The following is a 12,412-nucleotide window of genomic DNA, read 5'->3' as shown; positions in this document are numbered from 1 at the left end:
TTTAAAAAATGAGCAGGACAGCAAACCAAAACGTCTAGGCAGACATACAATAAGCTATCCATGAGAAACACCCCATGTTTGAACCTTCTTTGTTTTAGCATCAGAAAATCACATTGAAAGGGAGTGCTTGTATGTCTAATGCTGGATGTGGATTCGGTTCTGGTTTCGCTTTATTAGTTGTATTATTTATTCTATTAGTAATTATTGGATGTAGTTGTTATAGCGGTGGTTACGGTGGCTACTACGGCTGCTAATTATATCACTGAATAGCCTAAAGGATACCCTTTAGGCTTTTTTATGTTCATTATAAAAAGCTGGAAGAGAGGATTAATCAGCAGGCTCAGTATCAACATGCGATTCAATTTTTTTCTCTTTTGGCAAGGGTTCATTAGAAGCCCAAGGCACGCGGCGAGGCTTGTATTCAATCGCATCAGTAGAGTACACGGCCACGCTTACGACTCCGCCATGTACTTGCGCTCGAATCAATAAAGGGTCGCTGTACGTATTTTTAAAATGAAAGTCAGGTCCATACCAGCTGACGGTAGCGTCTCGTCCAGGAGGTACGTAGGAAACACTGCGGCTATGTGAGTAGCGCTGCGTAATCGTTACGCCAGCGTTATCGACGGCATTAAATAAAGTAGAAGAAACTTGGCAAATTCCTCCTCCAACTCCTTCGGAATACTCTCCTTTTACAATGATTGGCGCACGCATATACCCTTTTGCTGCCGTTCTTTTTCCAACGGTTTGGTTAAAAGAGAAAACTTCCCCAGGAAATATGACGCTGCTGTCTAGTGATTCAGCCGCAAGAGAAATATTGTGGGAACGATTTTTATTATGGGGGTTAAATACCGTATGATAATGACCGATTTGCTTAATGCGAATCGTTGCAAGCAGCTCCTTATCCACGCGAGGCGGAACAGGCAGCGTCGGAACTTCTAATGTTGACGTACCGCCGTTAAAAAAATAAGTATAAAATTTCTCCACAAAATCTTTATGATATAGTTTGACACCCGCTTGCTCAGGAACAATTTGTCCGCTTTTATCAATGCGGGCATTTATGGGCTCTCTATATGTTTTTTTATCCAATTCTTTTAGAAGAAGATTGTATCGATCATGATCAACCATAGGTACAGGAAGAAGAGGCACGGCCACTTTGTCCCGTTCAATCTGTTCAATTGGTTTACCGTCATGAGTAATAGATAGGTGGTCTTGTGTAGAAAGAGGTTGAATGAGCATTAAAAGTCCAACCATCCAAGTGAAATTCATATCATATACCTCGCTTTCACCTGTTAGTATGAATAAAATGAACCGTTTAATGTATAGGATTCACAAGCTCTTTTTTGTATTATTTTCCATGAGTCGAGCGTGTAAAAATTTCTATTTATAATTGTATGTGTACTTTCGCATATTACATAGAGAAACTACAAGGTAATGAGGGTAGACAATGACAAAATTAATGGTTTTAGTCTTTATGCTTATTAGTTTTTTTGTGCATCCCCAAAAGATGAAAGCAGAAGAAAACCTTACGTACTTTCCGGTAAGTGACACAGGAAAAGTATTAAAGTGGAAACGTGTAGAAAGCTTACTGCCAAAGGGGAAAAAATTTAAAGTTATTGATGTAGAAACCGGTTTTTACTTTTATGTGCAGCGAAGAGCAGGCTCACACCATGCCGATGTTCAGCCGCTTACACGTCAAGATACGAAAGTAATGAAGCACTTATATAATGGAAAATGGAGCTGGAACCGAAGAGCTGTTCTTATTCCGTTTAAAGGCCAAATGCTTGCAGCTTCCATGAACGGAATGCCTCACGGAGCCGGTGCGCTTGACAATGGGTTCCCTGGTCATTTTTGCATTCATTTTGCAGGAAGTACGACTCACAAGTCTCAAAATGTAGATCCAGGTCATCAGTTAATGGTATTAAAAGCAGGAGGAAAGCTTGATGAATATGCATTAAAAGCTGAGCCGGCAGAAGTCGTAAATATGTTTTTAACAGGATTAAAGCAAGATGACGATGCCTTAATGCAGCCGGTTTTGCGCGTGAAGCAAGAGCATAAGCTATGGGCAAAACTGCATAGGATCTCCACCATTTATTATAAAACGGACTTATTTCATGCGAAAAAGTATAAAACAAAAGAGAAAATCGCCGTAGATTGTCTTATTTATTACGAAGATAAAGGGGCTCAAAAGACAACGATGGTTTTTACTTTAAAAAGAAATCCGTTAACAAACGGGTGGGAAATTTCTTCTCTTACACTGTAATGAGCCATTATTTTTTAAAAACACATCTGACAGAAAACAGATGTGTTTTTAAGCATTTGTTTAGTTCTTTAGCCGTTTGCAATGTTATAGTGAAAAACATACTTACATACGATAGAAAAGAATTAAAAAGGGTATAAGTAATAATATTACTCTTTCTACAAAGAACTTTACAGCACGAAAGGAGAGGGTTTTTATTTTTTCATATTGGTTTAGCCGCTTAGTCGCTGCAGATCCTGGACGAAAAAGGTTCAAAACAGCTTCTAAAGCTACGATCAGTGTCATTACAGCTGTCGTTATTATGCTGATTGTATTAAAAGCAGCGGGAAGCTCTCAAATTACCGCTGCTATTTTATCGGGCGTAATCGGCCTGATGGGTATATTGGTTGTAAATGATGAAACAACAAAAGCAAAAAAAGTGACAACAGGATTAGTAGCACTTTCCAGCGCCGTTTCTCTTGGAATTGGCTCGTTTCTATCACGATATGGACAAGCAGAAAATATCTTTCTCGTTCTATTGGTGTTTTTGTCTTTTTATTTACAGAAATTTGGTATTCGCTACTTCTCTCTGTCGATGGTAGCATTTATGTCGTTTTATTTTGCTTCTATTTTACACGTTACATTTTCTCAGCTGCCGTGGCTGTTAGCTGGCGTTATAGTAGGAGCCTGCTGTGCATTTATCTATAATTTTGTTATTTTTAAAGACCGGCCTTCCAACGTGCTAAGGTCTTCAATGAAATCCTTTCATATTCAAGTAAATTTGGTGCTTGATTTAATTATTGAGTTAATTCAAAAGAAACAAATTGAACCAGCTCAAATCAAACAGTATAACCGCAATATTAAAAAACTAGCGGAGTATGCCCGTGTAGCATCAGAAGAGCTTGGAAATACAGATCCTCACGACATATGGCCTGGCGTAACAGCTGAGCAAATGCGCCTTTATGTATTTGATACAGTGATGCTGCTGCAGACATATTCTCCGGCGATCCGAAAACTCAGTGAATTAAAGGCATTTAATCATTTTGATATTCAGCAGGTGCTGTTAAAGCTAGTGGAATCGATTCGCGAAGCAGAGGTATTAAATGAAAATCCTACTCATTCCTTAACGGATGCAGCTCAGCATTTGCAAGAGCTGCGCCAAAAATTAAGCGAACTCGAACCTCAAGACGAAAGGTATAAAGACTGGCTTTACTTAATACGCCGTATCGAAACGATATCAAATCATGTCATTGATGAAGCGTATGAGCTGCAGCAAGCAATTGTGAAACAAGAAAAACAGCCTCAAAAAGAAGCGGAAGAACAAGAAGACGAAGAGGATAATGATGAAGAAAAAGGATTAAAACCGTCTACGAAAAAGTCTATTCAAGCGGTCATCACTGCTGTTGCGACATTAATATTTGGCTCGTTTTTATCTCCATCGCATCAATATTGGGCGCTCTTAGCAGGCTATTTAGTGCTTCTCGGTACAGAAACGATAGGAAGTACGTTTGTAAAAGCCGTGCAGCGAAGCGTAGGCACGCTTTTAGGAGCAGCTGTCGGCTTTGTTGTTGCAAGCTACGTTTCCCCTGGAATACTTGAAGTAACGCTGCTTTTTATCTGTGTGTTTATGGCTTTTTATTTCTTTCCCATTACGTATTCGTTTATGAGTTTTTGGATTACGATGATGCTGGCCTTTATGTATGACATGCTTCTTGGCGGAATTTCAGAGAGTTTATTGCTGGCCCGCGTGTTAGATACGGTCGTAGGAGTTGGAATTGGCTTAGCCGTATCTGCTCTTGTGTTTCCTAAAAGAACAAGAGATAAAATAACCGACACTTCAGTAGAATACGTAGCGGCTTTAAAAGAATTTGTTCATACTTATTTACATCGTTTTACGAATCAGTACGCATTTGCCAATTTAGCTGATAAAGGAATGGAATTAGAAAAAAAGCTAAAACAGCTTCATGTCGATTCAGATCCTATTATCAAAGGTTTCGTTGGCCGTTCACGTCTTCAGCAATTTTTAACTGTTTTTACCGCTATTAATTATTACGCTAAGCATTTGGTGGCATCTTCTACTAGAAACGAAGCTTTTTATAAGGAAGCAGAATTTCATGGCGTAGTAAAGGAAGTGGAAGAGAAAGTGGCAAGCAACTTCACTCAGCTTGAAAAAGCATTACGAGGAGAAAGAGGAACGTATGTATACACGCTTGAAGATGTAAGACAAAAGATTGAACAATCTTTAGATTATTTTGATACGTCCGTTCAATCAAGAAACTTACAGCATCTGCAGCTGCTGCATAACATTTATTACGTATGGAAAATCAATCAATCGGTTGTTCACTTAGCCAAAGAGCTAGGAGCAGAAGAAATAAGCAATGAAGAATAAAAAACCAGCGAATACTTCGCTGGTTTTTAGTCTGATGAATAAGGAGACGTATCTTTTCTAATCGTTCTCCACGTTGTTTTAAGACCTGCATAGCTTCCAATTGCGGCGTATCCATAAAAATATCCCATAAACAATCCGGCAATAATATGATGAGGGTGACTGATCAATACTGAAAAAAGCACGCCGACAGCTAAAGCGATAGTCGGAACAAATTGCTTTTTAGGATGAAAAAGCCATTTGATCAGCTGCGTCACGATTAATACGACAGGAACACCAATGACTGCGTCCCAAAAATTTGTATGAATTGTAGGGAAATCCATGTTCAAGCACCTCGTTAAATGTGTTGGATGTAAGATTATCTATGCTGTTTTACCTAAGAACACTTCAATTAGAGTTATGAGGGGCTCCAGGTGGATAATAATAAGGCGGAATTTTGAGCCATCCTTTTTGCTGCATTAGAATTTTTATTTTTGATCCTAATATGACCTTTTCAGTGTGGAATTTCAACCACATTAATCCAATATCGGTTCTAATAGATTGTCCCATATTCGTGCTGCACATGACGATATTAGAGGCAATTTTTATAGATATTAAGTTAGCGATTTCAGAATCCGTGGCTTTTGCTCCTAATGGAATACTGTTAGGGTCGGATTTCGGTTTGGTAGCCGGTATTTCAGGAAGGGGAATTCCTTCTTTAATCATTAATTTTTTTAGTGTATCAATCTGAGATTCAGCCAGGTTTTTTGAGTCTTGAGCAAGCTTAAGCAGTTCACTGTTGGTTGTTGTATTAAGACAAGTTTCTAAGGCAGGTATTTCTTCCGCTAAAGCAGTAAAATACAGCCAGCATCCCATAGTCTCACCGATATGTGGGCGAGGGGGCGGATCATCTGTAGAAGAGTTCTTTATATAATCAAGTAGTGTCTCAATGACGTTAATCATAACTTTTCACCCTTTATATAGTTTATGCATCTTCATTATTACCTTCAGCAGAAAAGGATAAACACAGCTAAGAAATGTTACATATAAAATTGATTATGATGAGTGGAAGAAAAAGCATCCCATTCAGCAATTTATAATAGTGATGGTACAAACATCTAAAGGTATAAAAATTGTTGAAATGCTTAATAAATAGGTTGGTGCTAGAAGATAAAGTCAATAGAAAAAAATCTCCTTGCTCATCAAGGAGACTTTTTATCTTGAGTATTATACAGTTTTTCTCCGATACTCTCTCCATAAAGAAGTTAGCTCTTCTGACCAATATTTATAATCAAATACCGTTATATTTTTACTGGGCATAAAAACGTTTAACAGCCAATTAACCCTTAATTTGTCTCTGACGCCTATCGTTTTATCATTTTTACAGCAGCCTTCATCACAAGGTTTATCGTGTATCTTGTAAGGAATATTTTTAACGACTAATCCATTTTTCACACGCTTTGTGTACTCAATTCCTATAATCAAATATATCACTCCTCACAGTAACTCTTATCTTCATAATAATATGTAGGGATGACTTCTTTAATGAAAGGGGAAAAAGGGCAGAAGACAAAAATAAAAAAGCCCTGCTGTAGGGCTTTTAGATTAAGCAACTTTTGATGCAACCACGATTACTTTGCCGTGATCTAATTCTTCTTCATAGCGTTCAGCTTCCGGCTGTGATAGGCCTAATGAACGCATTTTGGCACGAAGCTCGTCTCCTCGAGAACGAAATACATTCGCAATCGCATCAAAAACACCTTGTTCAGAAAGGCCGATATTGTTTGTATTTGTTGCAGCTGTTAAATCCTCGGAGCGATCTTGATGGTGTGCAAGTAAATAAACTTCGTCTTTTGTAAATCCTTCACGCAAAAATTGTTCGATTGTATCTTTTGCCTGTACGCCATTTTCAACTACTTTTACATTTACCATTTCAAAAAACCTCCTTGTATGATAGACAACTTTCTAGAATATGTTTAGTAATGAAGAGAAGTTTAAGTAACTTATCCTCTTGCTTTGTGTATACACGTTATTGGAAGAGATAAAACCTATTTCATAAAATTGAGTTAAAAAGTCTAACATAGGAGAAGAGGAAACAGCGCGGTTATCTTTGAGGAGAATCTGGCGGACAATAAGCAGAAGAAGGCTTTAGCCAGCCTTTTTCCTGCATCTTTTTTTTGACCTTTTAAGGTACAGTACAAACTGCAAAAAGCCTAGATCTTAAACAGCTAAGATCCAGGCTTTTTGCATACATAAAAATAGAGAAATTTAAGATGAAAGACGTTCTTTTTGTTTTTCATAAACAGAAGTAGACTCGTTCCATGTATATCGACCATCTTGTAATTGAATGGTTGCGCTGAATGGACAGTCTATTGACGTTTCTGCGTCATCTAAACTACTTTCAAGTAAACGTTTTTTAAATCGAAGCAAATCTTCTTTTGAAGCAACTCGAAAAACCATTTCTAACGTAAGATCATCGTCCATCGCATTGTGTAATTGACTAATACTTTTGCGGAATTCTTTATTATATTGAAGCATAATTTGAATATCTGCTACGCAAGCAACACCAAACACATCTTTCACAACAGACTCAACCGTTAACTGAGTTGTGGAAGCATATGTTGAGATATTACGCTGTGGATTTTCTAAATAATAAATCGTTTCTACAGGATGTCTCGTGATAAGCACCTCTTTCCTATTCTTAAGTATACAGGAAAAAAGAATGGAATGGGGAAAGATTTTTAGGAAAGGAGTCCTGACATACATAAAAAGATTGTTTGTGATAGGAAAGAGAGTTATAAGTTGATGGCTTTTCGCTTATCATTTTTGCTATATCCTTAAATCAACGAATTCTGTGCAACTTCCTCTAAGATTTGATAAAATAAAATCCTACGTCTCAATTCCTTCTAATGAATCCCTCAACTACTATTTCTACTTATTTTAAAGGAGGACGCTATTTTGCAGTTTGAACAAGCTTTAACACATTTACAGTCCTATTTTGGTTATGATTCGTTTCGAAAAGGACAGGAAGAGTCGATTCGTTATGTTTTAGAAGGGCACAATACCGCTTGTATTATGCCAACAGGAGGAGGGAAATCACTTTGTTATCAAATTCCTTCATTATTATTAGAAGGTACAACACTGGTGATTTCTCCGTTGATTTCCTTGATGAAAGACCAAGTGGACACGCTGAATGCAGCTGGTATTCCGGCCACGTATATTAACAGCTCGCTGACTCACACGGAGGTACAGCAGCGCTTAGAAGAAGTAGCGCTTGGTGAATATAAGTTACTTTATGTAGCGCCGGAACGACTGGAGTCTCCGCAGTTTTTAGAACAGCTTCAAATGCTTCCTATCCCGCTTGTAGCGGTAGATGAAGCGCACTGTATTTCACAGTGGGGGCATGATTTCAGACCAAGTTATTTGCGTATCAATGAACTCATCAGCAAGCTGTCTAATGCGCCGATTGTGATGGGGCTAACGGCTACTGCGACGCCTCAAGTGCGTGAAGATATTTGCAGAGCTCTTCATATTAACGAAGAGTACACGGTGATGACTGGGTTTGAACGTGAAAATTTATCGTTCGCTGTTGTGAAAGGTCAGGATCGAATCAGTTATATCGATCAGTATATCCGTAAAAATGACCAAGAAGCAGGCATCATTTATGCCGCTACGCGTAAAGATGTTGAAGAGCTTCACGCTAGATTGCAAAAATCAGGAGTTAACGTATCAAAATACCATGCTGGTATGAACGCAAGCAGCCGTGATGAAGAGCAGAACCGCTTTCTTCAAGATGATGTTCAGGTAATGATAGCCACGTCTGCCTTCGGAATGGGAATCGATAAATCGAATATTCGCTTTGTTCTTCACTATCAGCTTCCAAAAAATATGGAAAGCTATTATCAAGAGGCAGGACGTGCTGGTCGTGACGGACTTCCAAGTGAGTGTATCGTACTTTATTCACCTCAAGATATTCGCGTGCAGCGCTTTTTGATTGAACAGTCAACGTCGAATCCTAAAAAGCAGATTCAAGATCTTGAAAAGCTGCAAAATATGGTGAACTACTGTCATACAGAAGGCTGTTTGCAAGCGTATATTCTTCATTATTTTGGAGAAAGTGAAGCACATGAGTGCGGCCGCTGTAGCAACTGTACGGATGATCGCGTGGAAATAGACGTAACGGTCGATACGCAAAAAGTGTTATCTTGTATGATTCGTATGGGCGAACGTTTCGGTAAAATGATGATTGCTCAAGTGTTAACGGGTTCTCGAAATAAAAAAGTAGTTGATTTTGGTTTTGATAAACTGAAAACGTACGGCGTCATGAGCGACCGGTCGGCTAAAGAAGTGAGCGATTTTATCGAGTATTTGATTTCAGAGCAGTTTATTTTAGTAGGACAAGGGTCATTTCCTACTTTATCCGTAGCGTCCAAAGGAAAAGGGGTGCTTCTTGGGACGGAAAAAGTGATGAGGAAAGAACAAATGGAAGTGAAGCAAATTGTCCAAGATGACGAACTGTTTGCTCATTTGCGCTCCGTTCGAAAGCAGCTAGCAGATGAAGCGGGCGTGCCTCCTTTTGTTATTTTCTCAGACGACACTCTTCATGATATGTGTACAAAACTTCCGGTAACTCTTGAACAGTTCGCCACTGTAAAAGGAGTTGGAGAACAAAAACAAGAGCGATACGGAGAACGATTCACGACTGAAATCAAACAGTTTTGTGAAGAACATCCAGACCGAAAGCGAGAAGTTTCAGCGCCTGCTCCAAAAAAAGCAAGAGCTTCATCAAAAGAAGGCTCTCACTTAATGACGTATGAGCTATTTCAGCAAGGAAAATCTTTAGACGAAATTGCTGAAGAACGTGAGTTGAGCCGCATTACCATTGAAAACCATTTGTTTAAATGCGCGGAAGAAGAAAAAGAAATCGACTGGACGCCTTTTCTTTCGGATGAAGACGAACAGCAAATTTTACAAGCTGCTTCGTCAGTAGGCGATGAAAAGTTAAAGCCAATCAAAGAAGAATTACCTGAAAACATCACTTATTTTATGATAAAAGTAGCACTGTTTAAACAAAAAATGAAGCAGCTATCGTAAACAAAAAGCTCCTATTAAAGGAGCTTTTTGTGTTGAATAAGCGAGTTTACTGATAAAATAATAGATATAAATGTTAGAAAAATCAGATTACATAAAAAGGAGGAGTGAAGGGGAATGATTGAACGAGAGCTTGAAGCGATTTTGCATGCTTCTCACGACAATATCGTGATCACTGATGAAAAAGGACTTGTTTTACGAGCAAGTCAAAACTGCCGTGATATATATGGATACGATGTGTCAGAGTTGGTCGGTCAAACCGTCTACGAACTGCAAAAACGCGGGATCTTTTCACCTTCCGTTACGATTGAAGTGTTAAAGAAAAAGAAAGAAGTACAGCTGATGCAACAAACAGAAACGGGTAAAGTTGTAATGGCAACCGGTATTCCCGTGTATGATGAACATCAGTGTATGAAAAGAGTCATCAGCTTTTCGCATGATTTAACAGAGCTTCAGCGCTTAAAAGAAGATTATCAGCAGCTCGAAGTGAAAATGAAAACATATCAGCTCGAAATGGAAGAACTCCGGGAACAGCAGTCGAATGATATGGTCATACGAAGTGAATCGATGAAAAAGGTATGGTCGATTATTAATCGCGTGGCAGACAGCGATGCAACGGTTGTGCTGCTAGGTGAATCGGGTGTTGGTAAAACGGCTTTTGCTCGTGCTTTACACTGTGGAAGTGAACGAAAAGAAGAGCCGTTTATTGAAATTAACTGCGGAGCCATTCCAGCTAGTTTGTTCGAATCTGAAATGTTTGGATACGAAGCAGGCTCTTTTACAGGTGCCAGTACAAAAGGGAAAATAGGAAAGTTTGAATTAGCTCATAACGGTACGCTTTTTTTAGATGAAATAGGAGAGCTTCCCCTTGATATGCAAGTAAAGCTGTTAAAAGTGCTGCAAGAAAAAACAGTCACCAAAATTGGAAGTGAACGAGCCAAACACGCAAACTTTAGGCTGATTGTAGCCACAAATCAGCGGCTTGAAGAAATGGTCAAAAAAGGAACGTTTCGCGAAGATTTATTTTATCGTTTACACGTTATTCCGATTACCATTCCTCCGCTTCGAGAGCGAAAAGAAGACATTGCGGCACTGCTTTATCACGTGTTACATAAGCAAAATGAAAAATATAGCATGAAGAAATTTTTTCACGCAGAAGCATTAAATCTGCTTCTTGAACATCAGTGGCCTGGAAATGTGCGCGAACTTGAAAATACAATTGAACGCCTTGTGTTAACAACGGATGAAAACAGCATCTCGTCTCAAGACCTCCCGTTTTATTCAGAAAATAGCAGCAGTGAAAAAGAAGAATGGGAGTCTCTTGACACGTTAACCTCTCAGGGAATGACGCTTCAGCAAGCACTTGCAGAAGTGGAGAAAAACTGGCTGATTCGCGCTTATCGTCAGTGTCAAACAACGTATGAAATGGCAAATATATTAGGAATCAGCCAGCCTACGGTCGTAAGACGTTTACGAAAGTACAATATAAAATAATGAGATTTTAATTCAAAATGAATTAGCTGATTCAATACTGAATCAGTTTTTTTGTTTTGATTCTATTATGAATTAAAAATCGTCCATAATTGCGCGGAATAAGATAATAAAAATTGGCATGCATTTTGCATTAATAAAAAGTATCTAAATAAAAAGCGTCAGTATTTAAAAATGATGCGGCGCTGATGAATGAAACCCACTAGGAGGAATAAATCATGCCAAAATATCAGCCGAAAAATTCATTTGAATCTCCGCGTTTTTGCGGACCACGTACATTTATGAGACTTCCGTATGTAGAACAAGTAAATTCAGAGATGGATTTTATTGTCACAGGTATTCCATTTGATTCAGGTCAATCTTTTCGAACAGGAGCACGTTTTGGGCCGGAAGCTATTCGAGATTTCTCCATTTTGCTTCGTCCGTATAACCCAGAACAAAAGATTAATATTTTTGACTACATTTCAGGCGTGGACTACGGTGATTTGTCAGTTGTTCCCGGATATATTTTAGAAACGTATAAAAAAATTGAAGAAGGGTTAACGCCGGTTGTGAATGAAGGAATTATTCCTATTTCACTAGGCGGTGATCATTCGATGACCCTTGGTGAACTTCGTGCGATTGCAAAAAAACACGGACCGGTAGCGCTTATACAGTTTGATGCTCATTCGGATACGTGGGATAGTTATTTTGAACAAAAATACAATCACGGTACGGTATTCAGACGAGCAATTGAAGAAGGGTTAATCGACGTATCGCGTTCGATTCAAATTGGTATGCGAGGCGGTCTGTACGGCATTGAAGATTTAGAAGACGCAAAAAATCTAGGTTTAGCTTTGTATACGACAAATGAATATAAAAAAATGGGCGTTGAAAGAATGCTAGACATTATTCATGAGCGTGTAGGGGAAGGACCCGTATTTTTATCGTTTGACATTGATTTTTTAGATCCAGTTTACGCGCCGGGAACAGGAACGCCTGAAGTCTCAGGTGCAAGTATTGACGATGCGCTTCAATTCGTTCGAGGCTTAACAAATATTGATTTTGTCGGTTTTGATTTAGTAGAAGTACTGCCAGCTTATGATCATGGCCAAATTACAGCAGCGGCGGCCGCTAATATTGTCTATGAATTTATCACCCTTATTGCGTTAAGAAAAAAAGCAAAAGAAGAAGAAGAAACGCTGTTAGTAAAAGCACGCGACTGAATATAAGCAAGACGGTAAAAGTGG

Annotated in this window: 12 protein-coding genes; 6 read left to right on the top strand and 6 right to left on the bottom strand. The window is 38.7% G+C overall.

Going from position 1 to position 12,412, the window contains the following annotated elements; genetic code table 11:
* Nucleotides 1-131: 131 nt before the first annotated feature.
* Nucleotides 132-254: a YjcZ family sporulation protein gene (locus ACWATA_RS13260; RefSeq protein WP_013083059.1), complete on the top strand. Its 123-nt coding sequence runs from the start codon at nucleotides 132-134 to the stop codon at nucleotides 252-254.
* 73 nt (nucleotides 255-327) lie between these two features.
* Here ACWATA_RS13260 and ACWATA_RS13255 read toward each other — a convergent pair whose 3' ends face one another.
* Nucleotides 328-1,266, bottom strand: a complete 939-nt coding sequence (locus tag ACWATA_RS13255) for a VanW family protein (protein ID WP_014460203.1) — start codon at nucleotides 1,264-1,266, stop codon at nucleotides 328-330.
* A 178-nt stretch (nucleotides 1,267-1,444) separates the two neighbouring features.
* On the opposite strand from ACWATA_RS13255, the gene ACWATA_RS13250 reads away from it, so the two are divergent.
* Together ACWATA_RS13250 and ACWATA_RS13245 are read left to right on the top strand one after the other, a co-directional pair.
* Complete coding sequence (locus ACWATA_RS13250; protein WP_473049916.1) at nucleotides 1,445-2,260, top strand: hypothetical protein; 816 nt, start codon at nucleotides 1,445-1,447, stop codon at nucleotides 2,258-2,260.
* A gap of 298 nt (nucleotides 2,261-2,558) precedes the next feature.
* On the top strand, nucleotides 2,559-4,625 hold the full coding sequence (locus ACWATA_RS13245; RefSeq protein WP_473049915.1) for an FUSC family protein: 2,067 nt from the start codon (nucleotides 2,559-2,561) through the stop codon (nucleotides 4,623-4,625).
* A 26-nt stretch (nucleotides 4,626-4,651) separates the two neighbouring features.
* Here the strand turns inward: ACWATA_RS13245 and ACWATA_RS13240 are convergent, their stop codons facing one another.
* The 5 genes from ACWATA_RS13240 to ACWATA_RS13220 all read right to left on the bottom strand — a co-directional run bounded on the left by ACWATA_RS13240 (nucleotide 4,652) and on the right by ACWATA_RS13220 (nucleotide 7,289).
* Nucleotides 4,652-4,945 carry a hypothetical protein gene (locus tag ACWATA_RS13240; RefSeq protein WP_028413425.1) on the bottom strand — a complete coding sequence of 98 codons (294 nt, stop codon included), beginning with the start codon at nucleotides 4,943-4,945 and terminating at the stop codon, nucleotides 4,652-4,654.
* Nucleotides 4,946-5,009: 64 nt separating this feature from the next.
* Nucleotides 5,010-5,564 carry a DUF3231 family protein gene (locus ACWATA_RS13235; protein WP_033578924.1) on the bottom strand — a complete coding sequence of 185 codons (555 nt, stop codon included), beginning with the start codon at nucleotides 5,562-5,564 and terminating at the stop codon, nucleotides 5,010-5,012.
* Nucleotides 5,565-5,828: 264 nt separating this feature from the next.
* Complete coding sequence (locus tag ACWATA_RS13230) at nucleotides 5,829-6,095, bottom strand: hypothetical protein (RefSeq protein WP_230683508.1); 267 nt, start codon at nucleotides 6,093-6,095, stop codon at nucleotides 5,829-5,831.
* Nucleotides 6,096-6,206: 111 nt separating this feature from the next.
* Complete coding sequence (locus ACWATA_RS13225) at nucleotides 6,207-6,533, bottom strand: YflT domain-containing protein (RefSeq protein WP_013056955.1); 327 nt, start codon at nucleotides 6,531-6,533, stop codon at nucleotides 6,207-6,209.
* Nucleotides 6,534-6,869: 336 nt separating this feature from the next.
* Nucleotides 6,870-7,289, bottom strand: coding sequence for a hypothetical protein (locus ACWATA_RS13220; protein WP_028413423.1), 420 nt, complete (start codon nucleotides 7,287-7,289; stop codon nucleotides 6,870-6,872).
* A gap of 270 nt (nucleotides 7,290-7,559) precedes the next feature.
* Between ACWATA_RS13220 and recQ the strand changes: the two genes are divergently transcribed.
* The 3 genes from recQ (at nucleotide 7,560) to speB (ending at nucleotide 12,388) form a co-directional block, all read left to right on the top strand.
* Entirely contained in the window at nucleotides 7,560-9,695 is a 2,136-nt protein-coding gene (recQ, locus tag ACWATA_RS13215) for a DNA helicase RecQ (RefSeq protein ID WP_028413422.1), read from the top strand.
* A 114-nt stretch (nucleotides 9,696-9,809) separates the two neighbouring features.
* On the top strand, nucleotides 9,810-11,186 hold the full coding sequence (locus ACWATA_RS13210; RefSeq protein ID WP_028413421.1) for a sigma-54 interaction domain-containing protein: 1,377 nt from the start codon (nucleotides 9,810-9,812) through the stop codon (nucleotides 11,184-11,186).
* A 215-nt stretch (nucleotides 11,187-11,401) separates the two neighbouring features.
* The gene (speB, locus tag ACWATA_RS13205) at nucleotides 11,402-12,388 is read left to right on the top strand and encodes an agmatinase (protein ID WP_098999309.1); all 987 of its coding nucleotides are present in this window, start codon (nucleotides 11,402-11,404) and stop codon (nucleotides 12,386-12,388) included.
* The last annotated feature ends 24 nt before the right edge of the window (nucleotides 12,389-12,412 follow it).

It is taken from the genome of Priestia sp. USM5, assembly GCF_058323215.1.
The sequence above is the reverse complement of the archived record's forward strand: the minus strand, read 5'-3'. Positions and strand labels throughout refer to the sequence as shown.